The 19,979-nt window shown below is 72.9% G+C and carries 19 protein-coding genes; 6 read left to right on the forward strand and 13 right to left on the reverse strand.

Annotation, left to right across the window (positions count from 1 at the left end):
* Positions 1-103: 103 nt before the first annotated feature.
* Positions 104-1,900 carry an ABC-F family ATP-binding cassette domain-containing protein gene (locus ACZ7LT_RS23565; protein WP_471238052.1) on the reverse strand — a complete coding sequence of 599 codons (1,797 nt, stop codon included), beginning with the start codon at positions 1,898-1,900 and terminating at the stop codon, positions 104-106.
* A 107-nt stretch (positions 1,901-2,007) separates the two neighbouring features.
* On the opposite strand from ACZ7LT_RS23565, the gene ACZ7LT_RS23570 reads away from it, so the two are divergent.
* Both ACZ7LT_RS23570 and ACZ7LT_RS23575 read left to right on the forward strand, forming a co-directional pair.
* On the forward strand, positions 2,008-3,114 hold the full coding sequence (locus tag ACZ7LT_RS23570) for a hypothetical protein (protein ID WP_471238053.1): 1,107 nt from the start codon (positions 2,008-2,010) through the stop codon (positions 3,112-3,114).
* Positions 3,111-4,184: a hypothetical protein gene (locus ACZ7LT_RS23575; protein ID WP_471238054.1), complete on the forward strand. Its 1,074-nt coding sequence runs from the start codon at positions 3,111-3,113 to the stop codon at positions 4,182-4,184. The genes ACZ7LT_RS23570 and ACZ7LT_RS23575 overlap by 4 nt, the downstream gene beginning before the upstream one ends.
* Here ACZ7LT_RS23575 and ACZ7LT_RS23580 read toward each other — a convergent pair.
* The 7 genes from ACZ7LT_RS23580 to rsmI form a co-directional block, all read right to left on the reverse strand.
* Positions 4,181-5,494: an acyltransferase family protein gene (locus tag ACZ7LT_RS23580; protein ID WP_471238055.1), complete on the reverse strand. Its 1,314-nt coding sequence runs from the start codon at positions 5,492-5,494 to the stop codon at positions 4,181-4,183. The two genes, ACZ7LT_RS23575 and ACZ7LT_RS23580, sit on opposite strands and share 4 nt — an antisense overlap.
* A 68-nt stretch (positions 5,495-5,562) precedes the next feature.
* Complete coding sequence (locus ACZ7LT_RS23585; protein ID WP_471238056.1) at positions 5,563-6,462, reverse strand: 4-(cytidine 5'-diphospho)-2-C-methyl-D-erythritol kinase; 900 nt, start codon at positions 6,460-6,462, stop codon at positions 5,563-5,565.
* Positions 6,459-7,319 carry a 16S rRNA (adenine(1518)-N(6)/adenine(1519)-N(6))-dimethyltransferase RsmA gene (gene rsmA, locus ACZ7LT_RS23590; RefSeq protein WP_471238057.1) on the reverse strand — a complete coding sequence of 287 codons (861 nt, stop codon included), beginning with the start codon at positions 7,317-7,319 and terminating at the stop codon, positions 6,459-6,461. Before rsmA ends, ACZ7LT_RS23585 begins: the two co-directional genes overlap by 4 nt.
* Positions 7,316-8,557, reverse strand: coding sequence for a ubiquitin-like domain-containing protein (locus ACZ7LT_RS23595; protein ID WP_471238058.1), 1,242 nt, complete (start codon positions 8,555-8,557; stop codon positions 7,316-7,318). The genes rsmA and ACZ7LT_RS23595 overlap by 4 nt, the downstream gene beginning before the upstream one ends.
* A gap of 160 nt (positions 8,558-8,717) precedes the next feature.
* A complete protein-coding gene (locus ACZ7LT_RS23600) occupies positions 8,718-9,617 on the reverse strand; it encodes a TatD family hydrolase (RefSeq protein WP_471238059.1) in 900 nt (299 codons plus the stop codon).
* A 42-nt stretch (positions 9,618-9,659) separates the two neighbouring features.
* Positions 9,660-10,070 (reverse strand): hypothetical protein, encoded by a 411-nt coding sequence (locus ACZ7LT_RS23605; RefSeq protein ID WP_471238060.1) that lies wholly within the window; start codon positions 10,068-10,070, stop codon positions 9,660-9,662.
* A 140-nt stretch (positions 10,071-10,210) separates the two neighbouring features.
* Positions 10,211-11,101, reverse strand: a complete 891-nt coding sequence (gene rsmI / locus ACZ7LT_RS23610) for a 16S rRNA (cytidine(1402)-2'-O)-methyltransferase (protein ID WP_471238061.1) — start codon at positions 11,099-11,101, stop codon at positions 10,211-10,213.
* A 52-nt stretch (positions 11,102-11,153) separates the two neighbouring features.
* Between rsmI and ACZ7LT_RS23615 the strand changes: the two genes are divergently transcribed.
* From ACZ7LT_RS23615 to ACZ7LT_RS23625, 3 genes are all read left to right on the forward strand, one after another.
* Positions 11,154-12,878 (forward strand): dolichyl-phosphate-mannose--protein mannosyltransferase, encoded by a 1,725-nt coding sequence (locus ACZ7LT_RS23615; RefSeq protein WP_471238062.1) that lies wholly within the window; start codon positions 11,154-11,156, stop codon positions 12,876-12,878.
* Between the two features lie 121 nt (positions 12,879-12,999).
* Positions 13,000-14,646, forward strand: coding sequence for a penicillin-binding transpeptidase domain-containing protein (locus ACZ7LT_RS23620; protein WP_471238063.1), 1,647 nt, complete (start codon positions 13,000-13,002; stop codon positions 14,644-14,646).
* Between the two features lie 94 nt (positions 14,647-14,740).
* On the forward strand, positions 14,741-15,601 hold the full coding sequence (locus ACZ7LT_RS23625) for an EamA family transporter (RefSeq protein ID WP_471238064.1): 861 nt from the start codon (positions 14,741-14,743) through the stop codon (positions 15,599-15,601).
* Positions 15,602-15,627: 26 nt separating this feature from the next.
* Here ACZ7LT_RS23625 and ACZ7LT_RS23630 read toward each other — a convergent pair whose 3' ends face one another.
* Positions 15,628-16,221: a peroxiredoxin-like family protein gene (locus tag ACZ7LT_RS23630; RefSeq protein ID WP_471238065.1), complete on the reverse strand. Its 594-nt coding sequence runs from the start codon at positions 16,219-16,221 to the stop codon at positions 15,628-15,630.
* 73 nt (positions 16,222-16,294) lie between these two features.
* On the opposite strand from ACZ7LT_RS23630, the gene ACZ7LT_RS23635 reads away from it, so the two are divergent.
* A complete protein-coding gene (locus ACZ7LT_RS23635; RefSeq protein WP_471238066.1) occupies positions 16,295-16,936 on the forward strand; it encodes a TetR/AcrR family transcriptional regulator in 642 nt (213 codons plus the stop codon).
* A gap of 11 nt (positions 16,937-16,947) precedes the next feature.
* Here the strand turns inward: ACZ7LT_RS23635 and ACZ7LT_RS23640 are convergent, their stop codons facing one another.
* The 4 genes from ACZ7LT_RS23640 to ACZ7LT_RS23655 form a co-directional block, all read right to left on the reverse strand.
* Entirely contained in the window at positions 16,948-17,247 is a 300-nt protein-coding gene (locus tag ACZ7LT_RS23640; RefSeq protein WP_471238067.1) for a hypothetical protein, read from the reverse strand.
* An 80-nt stretch (positions 17,248-17,327) separates the two neighbouring features.
* Positions 17,328-17,858, reverse strand: a complete 531-nt coding sequence (locus ACZ7LT_RS23645) for a hypothetical protein (protein ID WP_471238069.1) — start codon at positions 17,856-17,858, stop codon at positions 17,328-17,330.
* 112 nt (positions 17,859-17,970) lie between these two features.
* Positions 17,971-18,750 carry an SDR family NAD(P)-dependent oxidoreductase gene (locus ACZ7LT_RS23650; protein ID WP_471238070.1) on the reverse strand — a complete coding sequence of 260 codons (780 nt, stop codon included), beginning with the start codon at positions 18,748-18,750 and terminating at the stop codon, positions 17,971-17,973.
* A gap of 51 nt (positions 18,751-18,801) precedes the next feature.
* A complete protein-coding gene (locus ACZ7LT_RS23655; RefSeq protein WP_471238071.1) occupies positions 18,802-19,962 on the reverse strand; it encodes a serine hydrolase domain-containing protein in 1,161 nt (386 codons plus the stop codon).
* Between the last annotated feature and the right edge of the window lie 17 nt (positions 19,963-19,979).

Below are 19,979 nucleotides of genomic sequence, written 5' to 3' on the forward strand. Positions count from 1 at the left end.
TCTTTCTACCACCCGTCCCGTGGCGTAAAAGTGGCCGGTCCGCCCCTGTTCCCAAGGGAGGACCGGCCCGTAATGCCTTCGTTACGGCGCCTGCACGCGTTCTCTACGCGTCTTCGGCCAGCTCCAGCCAGCGCATCTCCAATTCCTCGCGCTCGCCCGCCAATTCACGGAGCTCCGCATCCAGCTTCGCCACCTTTTCGAAGTCCGTGGCGTTTTCGGCGATTTGCGCGTGCAGCTTGGTCTCCTTGTCGGCGACCTTGTCGAGCTGACGCTCGATCTTCTGCAGCTCCTTCTTCGCGGCGCGGGCGTCGCCGGCCGACTTCTCCTTGACGGGCGCGGCCACGGGGGCCGGGGCGGCCGCCTCGATCATCTTCTGGCGGCGCTCCAGATACTCCTCGATGCCGCGCGGCAGCATCCGCAGCGTGGCGTCGCCGAGCAGGGCGAACGTCTTGTCCGTGGTGCGCTCGATGAAGAACCGGTCGTGGGAGATGACGACCATCGAGCCGGGCCAGCCGTCGAGGAGGTCCTCCAGCTGGGTCAGGGTCTCGATGTCGAGGTCGTTGGTGGGCTCGTCGAGGAAGAGCACGTTCGGCTCGTCCATCAGCAGCCGCAGCAGCTGGAGGCGGCGGCGCTCACCACCGGACAGGTCGCCGACCGGTGTCCACTGCTTCTCCTTGGTGAAGCCGAACTGCTCGCAGAGCTGACCGGCGGTCATCTCCCGGCCCTTGCCGAGGTCGACCCGGTCGCGGATCTGCTGGACGGCCTCCAGGACCCGCAGCGTGGCGGGGAGTTCGGTGACGTCCTGGGAGAGGTAGGCGAGGCGGACGGTCTTGCCGACGACGATCTTCCCGCTCGCGGGCTGGGCCTCGCCCTGGGTGCGGGCCGCGTCCGCGAGGGCGCGCAGCAGGGAGGTCTTGCCGGCGCCGTTGACGCCGACCAGGCCGATCCGGTCGCCGGGGCCGAGCTGCCAGGTCAGATGCCGCAGCAGGGTCTTGGGTCCGGCGGTGACGGTGACGTCCTCGAGGTCGAAGACGGTCTTGCCGAGCCGGGCGTTGGCGAACTTCATCAGCTCGCTGGTGTCGCGCGGCGGCGGCACGTCGGCGATGAGTTCGTTGGCGGCCTCGATGCGGTAGCGGGGCTTGGAGGTACGGGCGGGGGCGCCGCGCCGCAGCCAGGCGAGCTCCTTGCGCATCAGGTTCTGCCGCTTGGCCTCCTCGGTGGCGGCGATGCGCTCCCGCTCGGCGCGGGCGAAGACGTAGTCGGAGTAGCCGCCCTCGTACTCGTGGACGGTGCCGCGCTGCACGTCCCACATGCGGGTGCAGACCTGGTCGAGGAACCACCGGTCGTGGGTCACGCACACCAGCGCGGACCTGCGGTTCTGGAGGTGCTGGGCGAGCCAGGCGATGCCTTCGACGTCGAGGTGGTTGGTCGGCTCGTCGAGGACGATCAGGTCCTGGTCGGCGATGAGCAGCTTCGCCAGCGCGATCCGGCGGCGCTCGCCGCCGGACAGCGGGCCGATGACGGTGTCGAGGCCGTGCTCGAAGCCGGGCAGGCCGAGCCCGCCGAAGAGTCCGGTGAGCACGTCGCGGATCTTGGCGCTGCCGGCCCACTCGTGGTCGGCGAGGTCGCCGATGACCTCGTGCCGGACGGTGGCCTTCGGGTCGAGGGAGTCGTGCTGGGTGAGCACGTCCAGGCGCAGCCCGCCGCTGTGGGTGACGCGGCCGCTGTCGGCCTCTTCGAGCCGGGCGAGCATCCGGATAAGGGTGGTCTTGCCGTCGCCGTTGCGGCCGACGACGCCGATCCGGTCGCCCTCGGAGACGCCGAGGGAGACACCGTCGAGCAGGGCACGTGTGCCGTACACCTTGCTGACTGCCTCGACATTGACCAGGTTGACGGCCATTTCACTCCTGTACCGGGGGATGGATCGACATACCAGAGTAGACGCCGTGGGCGGTGCGATAGCGTGCGCGATCATTCGAGGCCGCGTACGAGGACCGGGGGACAGGGATGGCCGAGTCGGTGTGGGCGCGGTTCCGGAGGCATCGGTGGCTGCCGCAGGCGACCGGAGTGGGTCTGGTGGCGGTGCTGGTGGCCGGAGGTGTGGCCGTCCGCGCGGAGCTGCGGGAGGGCCACGACGACGACGTGCTGGCGCGGGCGTGCGGCGGGGTGCTGCCGGCCTCCGCGGTACGGGCCGTGCTGGACGGGGACGGGTGGTGGGAGCTGCGGACGGGCGCCGGGCCGCGCGGGCTGGTCGCCTGTGACCTGGGCGGCGACGACGGCCCGTCGCTCCAGGTGACGGCGGTGCCGGTGCTGGACGCCCCGCTGGAGGGCGTGCGGCAGGACGACGTCGTGGGGCGCTCGCCGTACGAGGATCTCCCGGAGTGGGCCGAGGACCATGAGCGGGCGGACGTGGCGCTGACGGTGTCCTGCCCGAAGGGGCTGCCGGGGTACGCCCGGCCGGTGACGCGTTTCCGGGTGCATGCGTCGGTGACCGACGAGGTGGACGACCGGGGCAGCGAGCGGGTCGGGGAGATCGTCGAGGCGTTGGCGGAGGACGTGCGGGAGCGGTATGGCTGCGGCGGTGCGGCGGTGAAGCCGGGCGACGCGCGGCCTCCGGCCCGCACGGAGGAGCCCGGCCCGGAGCCGGAGGGGCTGCCGGCGACGTGCCGGTGGTTCCGGTCCGCGTATCTGGGGGCCGGGGACTGGCGGCCGACGGAGAACGGCGCTCGTGGCGGGAGCCCGGCGTGGGCCCGCGGCTGTTCGATGAGCCTGATGTGGGCGGCGGCGCCGTCCCGGGAGGAGCAGCTGGTGTCCGTGGAGTCGGCGAGCTGGTGGGGCGTGGCGCTCGGGGAGGTGCGGACGGAGTACGGGGCGGAGCTTGCGGCCGTCGGGAAGGACGGCGCGCCGCCCCAGGGCAGGCGTTCTCTGACCCGCGTGGCCTGGGCCGAGGCGGTGTGCGCGGAGGGCCGGAGCCTGCACCGGGTGAGTGTGGCGGGCACGGCGGACAGGCGCGCGGAGGCCCGGGCGGACAAGCGGGTGGACACGCTCCTCGACCGCTATCTGGCCGGGTCCGGCTGCCGTGGCGTGAAGGTTCTCGGAAAGGTGTGGAAGTGAGCGGGGAGCGGTGGTGGCGTCGGCGGCGGGTGCGGCTCACGGCCGCGGGCACGGCGGGGGCCGTGGCGGTCGCGGGCGGTCTGTTCTGGCTGTCGGGCGGGTACGAGTCGTGGCGCAACGACCGGGCGCTGGATTCGGTGTGCGACGGGGACCTGGCCGCCGATGAGGTGCGCACGCTTCTCGACGGCGCCGACGTGGAGTCGTCGGGCGGGAGGTACGGCGGCGTGTGGCTGTGCAAGCTGCGGGCGGCCGACCGGGACGAGGACGGCCCCGTCCGGATCGTCCTGTCCGTCCGGGCCGCCGACGAGGACGACGTCACCGTCGCCAGTGCCCCTTATGGGGCGCCGCTGGGCAACGGCTGGACGGGCTCCTTCCTGTTCGACCCGGACCAGGACACGCGCTCGCGGGACCAGGCGTCCGCCTCGCTGCTCCTGGACTGCGGCCGTGAGTCCGGCGACGGTCTCCTTGCGACGATCGACGCCCGCCTCGGCCGGGGCGACTTCGACGCGGCGGAGGCTCGGGAGCGGCTGACGGCGGTGCTGACGCGGACGGCGACGGCGTACGCGGAGCGGACCGGCTGCGCGGCGGAGCCGGGGCGGCCGGTGAAGGACGTCGGGGTGGCGGCGACACCGTGGGACTACCGTCCCGTGGCCCGGGTCTCCGGCACCTGCGCGGGTGTGGTGGACGCGGCGACGGCCGCGCGCTGGGGTGTGCGGACGGCGGTGGAGACCGCGGCCGTGCCGAAGCCGGTCGAGGGCTGCACGCTCGGCGGCCTGCAGGGCGCGGCGCTGTACGAGTTCACCGCGTCCTACGGCCCCTTCGCCGGGCAGCGCCGCTTCGACCTGGACCGCGCCCGGGAGCAGGGTGCGGGCGTCCGGCCGGACGGCCGGTACGTGTTCACCACCGACTGCCCGGGCGCCGGGGCGCGGGCGGTGTACGGCGTCGAGCCGCTCGGCGAGCGGTTCGGCACCTCCCTGGCCCTGGACCATCCGTCCCTGCGCGCCGCGCTCCAGCGCTTCGCGAACGCCTCGGCGAAACGCCACGGCTGCCCGGCGCCGAAGGCGCCCTAGCCGTTCCGTCCGCGTCCGGCCCGTTCGACCAGCAGCCAGCCGGCGAGGGCCAGGGCGACGGCGGCCGGTGCGGTGACGTGGACGGCGATCAGCAGGGCGGAGTGGCCTTCGAGGAGGCCGCCGAAGCCGGTCATGGAGAGCCCGAGCACACCGAACAGGGCGAGGGTGACGCCGAGGGCGGCGAGGGGCCCGGACCGGGCGGGCGGGAGGCCGGTCGCGTCCCGGCCAAGGGTCCCTACCCGCGGCCGCTCGAAGCGGCGGAACGCCGCGACCAGCAAGGCCGTCAGGGCCGCCGCCGCCAGAAGCCGTGCCGGGAGCTGGGTCCACCAGGCGGTGGAGGCCGGGGCGGGGAGCGGCAGATCGAGGGCGAGCATCGTGCCGTAGACGCCGAGCATCGCGGTGAGGTGCCACAGGAACGCGGTCATGGCGACGCCGTTGGCGGCGACGACCGTGCGCCAGACTCCGGCGCGGCGGGCGAGGCGGGTGCCCGGGCCGCGGAGGAGTTCGACGGCGCCGACCAGCCACAGGCCGTGGCAGAGCAGGGCGAGGGTGGGCGGGGCCATGTTGGAGACCTTCTCGCCGGGCATGCCGACCATGGACAGCGGGTACGGGCCGAGCGCGACGAGCGCCGCCGCGCCCAGGAGCCCGGCGCCGGCCAGCAGCGCGGGCCTGTGGATGCGGCCGTCGGCGCGCAGGAAGCCGAGCTGGTGCACGGCGAGCCAGACGAAGGCGAAGTTGAGGAAGGCGACGTAGGGGGCGTCGAAGGCGAAGCGCAGGACGTCCACGGCGACGGCGCCCGCGGCGAGCATGGCGAACGCGCCCCAGCCGCAGCGCCGGTGGAGCCGCAGCAGCGGCGGGGTGAACGCGACCATCGCCAGGTAGATGCCGATGAACCACAGCGGCTGGGTCACCAGCCGCAGCGCCACCCCGGTCAGTCCCGTGTCCCCGCCGAGGAGTTGGACGGCGAGCGCGGCGAGGCCCCAGATCAGGACGAAGACCATGGTGGGGCGCAGCAGCCGCTGGAGGCGGGCCCGCAGGAAGGTGGCGTAGTGGGGCCGGGAGCGGTGGGCGAGGGCGTGCGAGAAGCCGCCGACGAAGAAGAACACCGGCATGACCTGGAGTACCCAGGTCAGCAGCTGGAGTTCGGGGACGACGGCGAGGAGGTTGCCGACGCCGCCGTCGGCGGTGACGGCCGCCATCAGCCAGTGGCCGAGGACGACCGTGCCGAGCGAGGCGACCCGCAGCAGGTCGACGTACCGGTCGCGGGTGGCCGGGGTGGCCGCGGCGAGCTCTGAGACGCTGGTTCCCATACGGGTACGGTCGCGTCCCGTACCCGGGGGGCGTCAGCGCGTACGTACTCAGATCCAGAGCTGAGTACCTACAGGACGTGGGCTCCGGGTGCCGGTGAGGTGGCCACGCGGGCGGTGCGGCAGGTGCCGGAGGCGAGCAGGGCCTCGGCGACCGCGGCGGCCGTTTCGGGATCCTTGGTGAGGAACGCGGTGGTGGGGCCCGAGCCGGAGACGAGGCCGGCCAGCGCGCCGGCGGCCGTCCCGGCCTCCAGGGTGGCCGCGAGGGAGGGCCGCAGGGAGAGCGCGGCGGGCTGGAGGTCGTTGACGAGGGTGGCGGCCAGCGCGGTGGTGTCGCCGGTGCGCAGGGCGTCGAGGAGGGCCGGGGAGGCGACCGGCTCGGGGACGTCGACGCCGGCGGTGAGGCGGTCGAACTCGCCGTAGACGGCCGGGGTGGACAGTCCGCCGTCGGCGACGGCGAAGACCCAGTGGAAGGTGCCGCCGACGGGCAGTTCGGTGAGGTGTTCGCCGCGGCCGGTGCCGAGGGCGGCGCCGCCGGCCAGGCTGAAGGGCACGTCGCTGCCGAGTTCGGCGCAGATGTCGAGGAGTTCGGCGCGGGGGGTGTCCAGGCCCCAGAAGGCGTCGCAGGCGAGCAGGGCGCCCGCCCCGTCGGCGCTGCCGCCGGCCATGCCGCCGGCGACGGGGATGTCCTTGGCGATGTGGAGGTGGACGTCCGGGGAGATGCCGTGGCGGGCGGCGAGGGCGAGCGCGGCGCGCGCGGCGAGGTTCGTCCGGTCCAGGGGGACCTGGTCGGCGTCGGGGCCCGAGCAGGTGATCGTCAGCTCGTCCGCGGCGGTGACCGTCACCTCGTCGTAGAGGGAGACGGCGAGGAAGACGTTGGCGAGGTCGTGGAAGCCGTCGGGGCGGGCGGCGCCGACCGCCAGCTGGACGTTGACCTTGGCCGGTACGCGTACCGTCACGCTCTCGCTCACTGCTTCGCCTCCGCGATCCGTGCGAACTCCTCCACCGTGAGGGATTCTCCCCTGGCCTGGGGCGAGACTCCGGCGGCGGTCAGGGCGGCCTCGGCGGCGGCCGGGGAGCCGGCCCAGCCGGCGAGGGCGGCGCGCAGGGTCTTGCGGCGCTGGGCGAAGGCGGCGTCGACGACGGCGAAGACCTCGGCCTTGGTGGCGGTGGTCTTGAGGGGTTCGGTGCGTCGCACGAGGGAGACGAGGCCGGAGTCGACGTTGGGGGCGGGCCAGAAGACGTTGCGGCCGATGGCACCGGCCCGCTTGACCTCGGCGTACCAGTTCGCCTTGACGGAGGGGACGCCGTAGACCTTGTTGCCGGGCCGGGCGGCGAGCCGGTCGGCGACCTCGGCCTGGACCATGACGAGGGTCCGCTCGATGGTGGGGAACCGGTCGAGCATGTGCAGCAGGACGGGCACGGCGACGTTGTAGGGCAGGTTGGCGACGAGCGCGGTGGGCGGCGGCCCGGGCAGTTCCTGGACGTGCATGGCGTCGGTGTGGACCAGCGCGAAACGGTCGGCCTTCGCGGGGATGCGGGCGTTGATCGTCGAGGGCAGCGCCGCGGCGAGGACGTCGTCGATCTCGACTGCGGTGACCCGGTCGGCGACCTCCAGGAGCGCCAGGGTCAGGGACCCGAGGCCCGGTCCGACCTCGACCACGACGTCGTCGGGGCGCACCTCGGCGGTGCGGACGATACGGCGGACCGTGTTGGCGTCGATGACGAAGTTCTGGCCGCGCTGCTTGGTGGGGCGTACGCCCAGCTTGGCGGCGAGTTCGCGGATGTCGGCGGGGCCGAGGAGGACGTCGGGATCAGTGGTGCTCACCGGTACAGCCTACGGCCGCAGTGCGGCCATGGACTTGCCCCCCGCTGCACGTAGAGCTTCTTGGCCCGGAAGGTCTGTTCGGCGGCGGGCGCGTTCTGGGCGACGCCGGTGCCGCCGAGGGCGCGCCAGGTGCCGGGGTCGAACTGGTAGAGGCCGCCGTAGGTGCCGGAGGGGTCGACGGCGCCGGGGCGGCCGCCGGACTCGCACTGGGCGAGGGCGTTCCAGTCGAGGCCGTCGGCGCCGGCGACGGAGGAGGGCAGCGGTTTGGTGCCGACCCTGATCTTCTGGGTGACCGGTTCGCGGACGATCTCCTCGGCGATCCGGCGGGGTTTCTGCCTGACGCCGTTGACGGTGCGCAGGGCGTAGGTGACCCGGCGTACGCCCTGCCTGCCCTGGCGTTCGACGACTTCGGTGCCGGCGAAGAGCTCCGGGTCGCGGGTCTTCTCGGTGGCGTACGGGATGGGTTCCTCGCGGATCTCCTTGGTGCCGGTGATCCGCATGACGGCGATGGTCTGGCCGTCGCGGGGGAAGGCGTCGGGCGGTACGGAGGTGGTGTCCTGGCCGCTGAGGGTGATCCCGGCCTCGGCGAGGGCTTCGCGGACGGTGGCGGCGTTGGTGCGGATGGTGCGTTCGCGGCCGTCGGCCATGAAGGTCACGGTGCGTTCGGTGCGGACGTCGAGGGTGAGGCCCTTGCGGGTGATCTCCATGGAGCGGGAGACGGAGAGGTAGGCGCCTTCGGCGCGGATGCCGAGCTGGCGCAGGGCGCCGTCGACGGTGCGGGCGGTGGTCCAGACGCGGAGCCGGTGTCCGTCGAGGGTGAGGGTGACGGGGCGGCCGTAGCGGACGACGATCACGTCGCCGCTGGCGAGGGCGGCGCCGGGGGCGGGGGCGACGATGTCGTGGTCGCCGACGGTGATGCCCTCGTCGTCGAGGAGCTCCCGGACGTCGTCGGCGAAGGTGTGCAGGGTGCGCGGGGCTCCGTCGACGCTGAGCCGGACAGCTTTGTCGTTGGCGACGAAGGCGCTGGTGCCGCCGGCGAGGACGACGACGACCATGGCCTGCGGCAGGAGCCGCCGCAGCCCTTCGGGGCCGCGGCCCTGGCCTGCTCTGCGGCGGCGGGCGGCGCGCCGGGCCTCGGCGCGGCCGCCGGTGGTGGCCCCGGTCGGGGCGCCGGTGGGGGCGGCCGGCTGGCCCGGTACGAGCGCCGCCTCCTGGGTCTCGTACGACGCGAAGGCCACATCGGTCGCGCTCCTTGCGGCGCGACGCCCGGACCGTACGGCTCGGTGACTGCCCTGCGAGTTGCTCACGAGGCCGGGACACTAGCGGAGCCCCGGTCACTCTCCAAAGCAGCGCGACTACGGACTGTGGCTGTTATGTATCAGTGATCGTCGGGGTTTGTCAGTAGTCGAACGCACGCGCGGTGTTCGCGCCGATGGCCTCGGCGAGGGTGTCCTCGTGGATGCCCCGGACGGCGGCCATGGCCCGGACGGTGACCGGGATCAGGTAGGGGGCGCCCGGCCGCCCCCGGTAGGGCGCGGGGGTGAGGAAGGGCGCGTCGGTCTCGACCAGGACCAGTTCCAGCGGGGCGACGGCGAGCGCATCCCGCAGCGGCTGGGCGTTCTTGAAGGTGACGTTGCCGGCGAAGGACATGTAGTAGCCGCGGGCGGCGCAGATCTCGGCCATCTCGGCGTCGCCGGAGTAGCAGTGGAAGACGGTCCGCTCGGGGGCGCCCTCCTCGGCGAGGACGCGCAGCACGTCGGCGTGGGCCTCACGGTCGTGGATGACGAGCGCCTTGCCGTGCCGCTTGGCGATCTCGATGTGGGCGCGGAAGGAGCGCTCCTGGGTGGCCATGCCCTCGGGGCCGGTACGGAAGTAGTCCAGGCCGGTCTCGCCGACGGCCTTGACCTCCGGCAGGGCGGCGAGCCGGTCGATCTCGGCGAGCGCCTCGTCGAGGGCGGCGTCCCCGCCCGCGTCCCGGGCGCCCTGGCGCGACCAGCCTCCCCCAGCCCCAGGGGGCTGGGAGGTGCCCCCATGATCTCCGAGCACGATGCGCGGCGCTTCGTTGGGGTGCAGGGCGACGGCCGCGTGGACCTGCTCGTACTGGGCGGCGGTCTCGGCCGCCCAGCGGGAGCCCTTGAGGTCGCAGCCGACCTGGACGACGGTGGTGACACCGACGGCGGCGGCCTTGACGAGGGCCTCCTCGACCGAGCCGCTCTGCATGTCCAGATGGGTGTGCGAATCCGCCACCGGCACCAGAAGCGGTTCGGGCAGCGGCGGCGGGGCGTCCTTCGAGCTCATGGCCCCGATCGTACGAGGACGGCGCGGCGGGCCGCGATCGGGTTACCCGCGCTCTCTGAAGGGGTGGAGCAGGTCGGAGAGGTGCCAGCGGTGCTCGGCCGGGGGTTCCTCGGCCGGGGCTGCGGGCCGGCCCGACGTCTTCTGGCCGATGGGTCCGGCCGTGGCGACCGGCGGGTACGACCAGGACTCGTCGGCCCGTTCCATGTACTCCCGGACGGCGGAGACCTGACCCGCCCGCATGATGCGGACGACATGGCTTCCGCAGTTCAGACAGGTCGGGTTGGAGAGCGGGGAGGGGACCCGCTGTCCCTTCGTGCGGTAGACGACCAGTTCGTGGCGAGCGGCGTCGGTGTGGTGCTCGATGTCGTACGACTGCTCCCAGCCGTATCCGCAGCGCATGCACGCGAAGGCGTACGACTCGTGGCCGACGGATGTGCCGGTGATCTCACTCATCCCAGCTCCTCTCCACTGATCCAGTGGACGCCCATTTCGGCCGGAGCGCATCAGCGCCGGTTGAACCATGGAGTTCTTTTGGGTCTTCCGTTGCCGAAAGGCCTACCGCACGGGCAAAGCCTTCTTTTCAGATTAGCCCTTTACCGGTCCCGGGTGCCTTTCGGACCGCGGTCTTCCCGGTCCGCGGTCTTCGCCGCCACCACGGCGTCGAACACCTCCCGCTTGGGCAGGCCCGCCTCGGCGGCGACCGCCGCGATGGCCTCCTTACGGCGCTCCCCCGCCTCCTCGCGCACCCGCACACGGCGCACCAGCTCGTCGGCGTCCAGCTCTTCGGGGCCGGTCTCGGGGGCGCCCTCGACGACGACGGTGATCTCGCCGCGTACGCCCTCCTTCGCCCACTCGGCGAGCTCGCCGAGGCCGCCGCGCTTGACCTCCTCGTACGTCTTGGTGAGCTCGCGGCAGACGGCGGCGCGCCGCGACACGCCGAAGACCTCGGCCATCGCGGCGAGCGTGTCGTCGAGCCGGTGCGGGGCCTCGAAGTAGACGAGGGTGCGCCGCTCGCCGGCGACCTCGCGCAGCCTGCCGAGCCGCTCGCCTGCCTTGCGTGGCAGGAAGCCCTCGAAGCAGAAGCGGTCGACGGGCAGTCCGGACAGGGCCAGCGCGGTGAGCACGGCGGACGGGCCGGGCACCGCGGTGACCTTGATGTCCTTCTCCACGGCGGCGGCGACCAGGCGGTAGCCGGGGTCGGAGACGGACGGCATGCCCGCGTCGGTGACCAGCAGGACCCGTGCGCCGCCCTCCAGGGCCTCGACCAGTTCAGGGGTGCGCGCCGACTCGTTGCCCTCGAAGTACGACACGACCCGGCCGGTGGTGTGGATGCCGAGCGCCCGGGTCAGCCCGCGCAGCCGGCGGGTGTCCTCGGCCGCGACGATGTCGGCCGTCTCCAGCTCGGCGGCGAGCCGCGGTGGGGCGTCCGCGATGTCACCGATGGGGGTCCCTGCGAGTACCAGCGTTCCTGTCACATGGGTCATCCTCGCAGCCCGGACGGGCGACTCGCACAGACGCGTTCCCTACGATGGCGCGGTGACCAGTACTGCGCCAGAGGCCCTGCACGGACAGGACGCCGGGGACTCGCCGCCTTCGTGGCAGCAGCGCCTGCGCCGATACGGCTACGCGCCGCGCGCGGAGATCGGGCTGCGGGAGCGGCTCGTACCGCCGTACACCCGGCCGTCGGAGCGGATGTGGTCGCTGCTGGGGGTCTCCCCGTCGCGCGCGGACCGGCTGACGCGCCTCGCGGCCTGGGGCGGCCCGCTGCTGGTGGCGCTGGTGGCGGGGCTGCTGCGGTTCTGGCACCTGGGCAGCCCCAAGGCGGTGATATTCGACGAGACGTACTACGCCAAGGACGCCTGGGCGCTGGTCAACCAGGGGTACGAGGGCGCGTGGCCGAAGGACGTCGACAAGTCGATCCTGGCGAACCCGGACGCGGTGGCGATCCCCACCGAGCCGGGCTATGTCGTGCATCCGCCGGTCGGCAAGTGGGTGATCGGCCTGGGTGAACAGCTGTTCGGCTTCACGCCGTTCGGCTGGCGGTTCATGGTGGCGGTGCTCGGCACGCTGTCGGTGCTGATGCTGTGCCGGATCGGGCGGCGGCTGTTCCGCTCGACGTTCCTTGGCTGTCTGGCCGGTCTGCTGCTCGCCGTGGACGGACTGCATTTCGTGATGAGCCGCGCGGCGCTGCTCGATCAGGTACTGATGTTCTTCGTCCTCGCGGCGTTCGGCTGTCTGCTGATCGACCGTGACCATGCCCGGCGGCGGCTGGCGGCGGCGCTGCCCCGGGACGAGGAGGGCCTGCTGCGGCCGGACGCGGAGGTCGCCGAGACACTGCGGCTGGGCCTTCGGCCGTGGCGGATCGCGGCGGGCGTGATGCTGGGCCTGGCGTTCGCGACGAAGTGGAACGGGCTGTACATCATGGCCGCGTTCGGGGTCATGGCGGTGCTGTGGGACGCGGGCGGGCGCCGGACGGCCGGTGCGATCAGCCCGTACGCGGCGGTGCTCAAGCGGGATCTGGTGCCGGCGTTCGTGTCGGTGGTGCCGGTCGCCGTGGTCACGTACATCGCCTCCTGGACCGGCTGGATCGCCTCGGACAAGGGGTACTTCCGCGACTGGGCCGAGCGGCCCGGCGGAGGCGGCGGGACATGGGGATGGCTGCCGGACTGGCTGCGCAGCCTGTGGCACTACGAGACCGAGGTCTACAAGTTCCACGTCAACCTCACCTCAGGCCACACCTACGAGTCGAACCCCTGGAGCTGGATCGTCCTGGGCCGCCCGGTCTCGTACTTCTACGAGGACCCGGCCCCGGGCCGGGACGGCTGCCCGGTCGACGCGACGGAGAAGTGCGCCCGGGAGGTCCTGGCGATCGGAACGCCGCTGCTGTGGTGGGCGGCGTGCTTCGCGCTGTGTTACGTGCTGTGGCGGTGGTTCTTCCGGCGCGATTGGCGGGCGGGCGCGATCGCATGCGGGGTCGCGGCGGGCTGGCTGCCGTGGTTCTTCTACCAGGAGCGGACGATCTTCCTCTTCTACGCGGTGGTGTTCGTGCCGTTCCTGTGTCTCGCCGTGTCGATGATGATCGGCGCGATCATCGGCCCACCGGGCTCGGACGAACGCCGGCGCACGGTGGGCGCGGTCGGCGCGGGTGTGCTGGTGCTGCTGATCGTCTGGAACTTCATCTACTTCTGGCCGCTGTACACGGGCGAGGCAATCCCGATGGACGCCTGGCGGTCCCGGATGTGGCTGGACACCTGGGTGTGACGGGCGGGGTGGCCACGGTCGGGTAACGACCGCCCCTCTCGTCACTACTGTCGCGTAGAGTCCGCTCCGTCAGGCACTTGAACATGTTCAAGTGCACTCTTGGGGGAGGGAACTGAACAGCATGCGCAGCGGAGCGAAGGTCGCCGTCGTCGGCGGGGTGTTCGTGGTCGTCGCCGGTGGGGTGGGGTACGGGGGCTACAACCTGTGGAACGGGCTGAGCGGTAACGGCGGCGGTACGTCCACCAAGTCCGCGGAGACGAAGAAGAGCGGCCCGGTGACCCCGGACGAGGTGAAACAGGCCGCCGAGGAGTTCCTCGCCGCATGGGCCGCGGGCGAGAGCGACAAGGCCGCGCAGCTCACCAACAACTCTGGCGCCGCCGGGACGGCGGTCGAGGGCTTCCGGACCCAGGCCCATGTCTCGAAGGCGGTCATCACGCCCGGCACGCCGAGCGGGACCAGGGTGCCGTTCACGGTCGCCGCGACCGTGACGTACAAGGGCGTCTCGAAGCCGCTGGCCTACTCCTCGTCGCTGACGGTGGTACGCGGACTGACCACCGGCAAGGCGCTGGTGGACTGGCAGCCGACCGTCATCCACCCCAAGCTCACGAAGACCGCCACCCTGAAGACCGGGGCGGCGAAGACGGCCGAGATCAAGGCCGTCGACCACAGCGGCGTCGAGCTGACGAAGGAGAAGTACCCCTCCCTCGGCCCGATCCTGGACGAGCTCCGCAAGAAGTACGGGGCGAAGACGACCGGCACCCCCGGGGTCGAGACCTTCGTCGACAGCGGCTCGCAGACTGTGGCCGACACGACCCTGCTCACGCTCACCAAGGGCAAGCCGGGCGAGCTGAGGACGACCCTGGACGCCGGCGTGCAGGCCGCCGCCGAGAAGGCCGTGAAGAAGTACGGCAAGGCGTCGGTCGTGGCGATCAAGCCCTCGACCGGAGAGATAAGGGCGGTCGCCAATACCCCCGCGAACGGCTACAACACGGCCTTCATGGGCTCCCAGGCCCCCGGCTCCACGATGAAGATCGTGACCGCCGCGATGATGATGGACCAGGGGATCGTCTCCGGCCCGGACGCGAAGGTGGAGTGTCCGGCGACGGTCTCGTGGGAGGGCGTCCCCTTCCGCAACCTCGACCACTTCAAGATCGACAACGGTACTTTCGAGGCCTCCTTCCGCCGCTCCTGCAACACCGCCTTCATCAAGGCGATCGGCCCCCTCAACACCAAGGGCATCGAGAACACCGCCCTCGGTGACACGGCCCGGAAGTACTTCGGCATCGGCCTGGAGTGGCAGACCGGCATCGTCTCCTTCGACGGGAAGGTGCCGCCCTCCTCCGGCGGCGAGACCGCCGCCTCGTACATAGGCCAGGGCAAGGTCCAGATGAACGCGCTCAACGTCGCGTCCATCGCCGCCACCGCCAAGTCCGGCGCGTTCAAGCAGCCGGTCATCGTCCCGCAGGACCTGGACGACCGCGAACTGGCCACCGCGCAGCGGCTCCCCGGCCGTATCGCCGGGGCGCTGAAGCAGATGATGAACGCGACCGCCACCGCCGGCGACGGCACGGGCCGTACGGCGATGGCCGGGGTGGGCGGCTTCAAGGGCGCCAAGACCGGCTCGGCGGAGGTCGACAACCAAGCCACCTCCAACAGCTGGTTCACCGCCTTCGCCGACGACCTCGCCGCCGCGGCGGTGGTCGAGTCGGGCGGCCACGGCGGCGACGCGGCTGGGCCGGTGGTCGCCTCCGTGCTGAAGGCGCGGTAGGGGCGACCGGCGCATCGGGGGTCTCCATGGCCCGTACAACCACCGATAGCGTGCGGGCCATGACCACCACCGAAGCCCCGACCGGGCGTGGCGCGTGACGCCGGTCGTCGCGGCGGCCGTGCTGCTGGCCGCTGTCACCCACGCCAGCTGGAACGCGATCGCCCATCACATCAAGGACCAGCTCCTCTCCTTCACCCTCATATCCGGCGGCGGGACCCTCATCGGGGCCCTCGCCGCCGTCTTCGTGCAGCTCCCGGCGCCGGAGGCGTGGCCGTACCTGATCGCCTCCGCACTGGTGCACGTCGGCTACATGGCCCTGCTGATGCGGTCGTTCACCCTCGGCGACTTCGGCCAGGTGTACCCGATCGCGCGGGGCACGGCCCCGCTCGCGGTGACCGGGCTCGCGGCGGTCTTCGCCCACGAGATCCCGGACGGCCCTCAGCTGGCGGGCGTGGCGGTGGCGTGCGCGGGTCTGGTCGGGCTCGCGGTGTGGGGCATCCGGAGCCGGGGAGGGCCGGGCGTCCGCCCCCACTGGCCGGCGCTCCTCGCGGCGGGCGGGACGGGCCTGGCGATCGCCGCGTACTCGGTCCTGGACGGGCTCGGGGTGCGCGCGTCGGGCACCGCGCTCGGCTACATCGCCTGGCTGATGCTCCTCCAGGGCACGGCGATCCCGCTGTACACCCTGGCGCGCCGCAGGGGCGCGCTGGTCGCCCAGCTGCGGCCGTACGTGACGTGGGGCGCGGTGGGCGCGGCCCTGTCGGTCTCGGCGTACGCGCTCGTCCTGTGGGCCCAGACGAAGGCGGCGCTCGCCCCGATCGCGGCGCTGCGGGAGTCCTCCGTCATCGTGGGCGCGGCGATCGGGGCGCTGTTCTTCAAGGAGCGCTTCGGCACGCCACGGATCGCGGCGGCGGCGCTGATGGCGGCGGGAATCGCCCTGATGCTGTACGGGAGTTGAGCGCGGGGCGGCCCGGCGCCTGAGGTTCAGTGGACGGTCGAGGCGGCGGCCTTGGCCCGCTCGGCGAGGGTGAGGAGTTCGTCGACGGACCACTGGTCGTTGATGTGGGCGCCGTACTTGGCGGCGAGAATCCGCCCGTCCGTCCCGATGAGGAAGTCCGCGGGCAGCCCGAGCCGGCCGTGCTCCTGACGCAGCGCCGGAGCGTGCCCGCCACCCCGCAGGATCTGCGCCGTACCGACCAGCAAGGCCCGGACGACCGGCCCCCACGCACGCGGGTCGAGCAGGGCGCGGGGCGCGGCCTCGACACCGAACTCCGCGTACAGCCGCTTGGCCGGGTCGGCGACGACGGCGAAGGGGAGCTGCTCGACGTGCGGGCGCAGTTCGCCGGCGGGTGAGTGGAAGACGACGACCTCGCGGATCCCGGCGCGCTCGATCTCGTCGTGGCGGGTGACCACCGACCGCAGGTGGAGATGACAGACCGGGCAGCCGGCGAAGCGCCGGAACTGGAGGTGGACGAGCCGGTCCGGGTCGGGGACGGGGACCGGTTCGCCGAGGACGGGCGTGAACGGGCGGGCGGGGAGGGTGGATCCGGGGGCGAGGCGCAGGTGGGACGGAGGCATCGGGACGCTTCCCTTCGTAGGAGTACGCCGTACACCTACGAGCATAGGCGTATACCGTACGCTGTCAATCGCCATGCCCCGCCCACGCTCCCTCACCCCCCGCCAACTGGCCTCCGCCGCGCTGACGGTTCTCGACCGCGACGGCCTCGCCGGGCTCTCCATGCGTACGGTCGCCAAGGAGCTCGGGATGAGCCCGATGGCCCTGTACCGGTACGTGGAGGACCGCGAGGAGCTCGAAGGGCTCGTCGTCGACCTCGTCCTCGGCGCGGTCGACACCACACCGCCTCCGCCCTCGGCGGACTGGCGCGAGCGGATCGCCACCATGGCCGACCGCCTCCGCACGGCCGTCGCCGCCCACCCGGCTGCCGTCCCCCTCACCGTCACCCACCGACACCGCTCACCGAGCGGCCTGCGCTGGTCGGAGACCGTCCTCGCGATCCTCACCCAAGCCGGCATCACCGGCGAGCGGCGGGTCATCGCCCTGCGCGGTCTGGTCAGTTACGTCACCGGCGCCATCCAGCTCGAACACCTCGGCCCCCTGGCGGGCGACGGCACCGACACCATCGCGGCCCTGCCCGAGGCCGATTTCCCCTACATGTCGGAAACGGCCCGCACGGCGCGTGGGGTGACGGCGGAACGGGAGTTCACCGAGGGGCTGGACGTGTTCCTGAGAGGGCTGGGCGCGGCGCCGCGCGACGAGGAGCCGCCGGCCTGATCCGGTCCGGGCTAGGCAGCGCCGCTGACGCCCGGGGCGACGAAGCGCCGGTGGAGCGAGGAGACGGTCACCTGCGGGTCGCTGCCCACACCCAGCTCGCCCTGGACCACGGGTCCGATCCGGCCGGCGATGAACCGCTCGAACTGGTCCTGCGACTCCCACACGTCGATCACCCGCAGTCCCCCTTCGAACCAGCTCGCATGCATCACGAGCCCGTCCGGAGGCTCCTCCTCCCACCGCACCCGGGCACGCGACTGGTCGTACACCTCGGGAGTGATCTCGGGCCACACAATGCTCACCACGACGGCCATGGACGTTCCTCTCACTGACTTCGGGCACGGCATGACGACGCTAAGCGGGGCGGGCGGGGCGGGCACGCCGGTGGGGCCATTCAGAGGTGGCGGGTCACCGGGACGCGGCGGCGGCGAACGTACGACGCGGTGAGCGCGGCCACGAGGGGGCCCCAGGCCAGGAGAGGGGCGTAGCAGATGACCAGGGCCCAGGCGGCGGGGCCGGAGGTCGGGAAGGTGGCGCCGGTGTCGTTCAGGGGCGGGACGAAGTGGAAGAAGTGGTTCAGGGTGCCGTAGGCGAAGAGCACGGTGACCAGGAAGGCGCCGGTCGCGGCGGGCACCGCGACCAGGGTCACAGGGATACGGCGGCCCCGCAGGCGCGGCACCCAGCGGGGCACGACCTCGCCCCAGGGACGGACGAGCGCGAAGGCGAGCAGGGCCAGCGCCTCGGAGACGACGGAGAGCGCGAGAACGTACGGCCGTTCCCACGGCCCCCAGTCGTACGGGGCCCCGAACAGCACCCCCGGGACCCCGGTCACCAGGCCGACCCGCCAGAGCCCGGAGGGCAGGACGACCAGCGGAACGGCGTGCGCGGCGTAGTGGGTCCAGCGGGGGGCGGCGAGGGTGGTCATGGCCGGTTCCTTGGCGACGAAGGCGGGTACCCACCCATCGTTCTGCGCCCCGGGGAGCCGGCCATCGACCGGCAGGACCAACCGCCTCCGCCGCGCGGCGGAGGCGGAAACGCTACTCCTGAACCCCGTTCATCGCCCAGGCGAAGCCCGTGTTCACCGCCAGCAGCCCGCCGTCCACCCGCAGCGTCGTGCCCGTGATCCAGGAGGCGTCCGAGGAGGCCAGGAAGGCGACCGCCGAGGCGATGTCGTCCGGGGTGCCGACGCGGCCGAGGGGGTAGACGTGGTCCGCGAGGCGGGTGAGGTCCTTGGCGCGGCCCTCCCAGGCGCGGGTGGCGATAGTGCCCGGGTTGATCTGGTTGACGCGGACGCCGCGCGGGGCCGCGTCGCCCGCCAGGGTGCGGGTGAAGGAGGCGAGGCCCGCCTTGGCCGCGCTGTAGGCGTGGTTGCCGAAGTCCTGTTCGGCGTTGACGGAGCCGATGTTGACGATCGCGCCCCGGCCCGACGCCGCAAGCAGCGGCATCGCGGCGCGGGCGCAGCGGAAGGCGCCCATGAGGGTCACGTCGAGGTTCTGCCGCCAGCCCTCGTCGCCCTCGTCCTCGATCCGTTCGGCGTCCGGCGCCACGCGCGCGAGGGCGTTGTTGACGAGCACGTCGAGGCCGCCGAAGCGGTCGGCCGCGTACGCCACCGCCGCCTCGACCGACGCCCGGTCGCCGACGTCGCAGCGCAGCGGAAGCGCCCCGGGGATGGACTCGGCCGCGCGGGCCGCCGCGTCCTCGTCGATGTCCGTCAGCAGGATCCGCCCGCCCTCCGCGGCGAGTCTGCGGGCGGTGGCCTCGCCGATGCCGCGTGCCGCGCCGGTGATCAGTACGCCGTACCCCTCGAAACGATTCATGGGGCGATCATGGCGTCGTGGCCTCCGCCGTCACCAGACCCCGGGCCGCCGTCAGATCGCCGAGCGGACCGCCCGTACCAGCGCCTGCGCCCGCGGGTCCGCCGTGACCGTCTTGCGCATGCCGTTAGTGACGTAGCCGAAGGCGATCCCGCTCTCCGGGTCGGCGAACCCCAGCGAACCGCCGCGGCCCGGGTGGCCGAACGAGCCGGGCGCGAGGAACGGGGAGGCCGTGCTGTGCAGCATGTAACCCAGGCCGAAGCGGGTGTTGACGACGAGGATCCGGTCCGGGCCGGTGGACTCCTCCGTACGGGCGAGGGTGAGGGTCGCCGGGGCGAAGAGGCGGTGGCCGTCGACCGGGCCGATGGTGGCCGCGTAGAAGCGGGCCAGGGCGCGGGCGGTGGAGACACCGGCGGAGCCGGGGAGTTCGGCGGCACGGTAGGCGGGGTCGTTCTCGTCGGGCGCGGGGTCGATCGCGCCGAAGGCGCGGCGGGTGAGGGAGGCCGGGTCGCGGTACGCCTCGGTGACCGCGCGCTTGGGGCGGAGCTTGAGGCCGGGGCCCTGCGGGGTCTCGGGCTCCTCGACGGGCCCGACGCGGCCGGCCCGGTGGGCCTCGTCCACCGGGAGGCCGATCCATAGGTCCAGGCCCAGGGGGCGGGCGATCTCCTCCGCCACCCAGCGGCCTATGGAACGGCCGGTGACCCGCTTGACCAGGCCGCTCAGCAGCCAGCTGAAGGTGTGCGGGTGGTAGCCGTGGTCCGTGCCGGGCTCCCACACCGGCGCCTGCGCGGCGACGGCCGCGCCCGACGCCTCGGGGTCGATCGCCTCGGCGAGGGTGAGCGGACGGTCCAGGACGGGCAGGCCCGCGCGGTGGGACAGCAGCTGCCGTACGGTCACCCGGTCCTTGCCTGCCGCCTTGAACTCCGGCCAGTACGTGCCGACCGGGGCGTCCAGGTCGAGCTGGCCGCGCTGGTGCAGCAGCAGCGGGACCGCGGCGGCCACGCCCTTGGTGGCGGATCGGACGATCTGCGCGGTGTCCACGGCCCAGGGGGCGCTCCCGTCGACGTCACGCGTGCCGGCCCACAGGTCGACGACCTTGGTGCCGTGGCGGTAGACGGCGACGGCCGCGCCGCGCTCGCCGCCCTCGGCGAAGTTGCGCAGGAAGGCGTCCCTGACCGGCTCGAATCCCGCCGCCACCGTGCCCCGGACGTCCACGCTCCACGCTCCCTTTC

This window comes from Streptomyces sp. NPDC039465 (assembly GCF_055639315.1).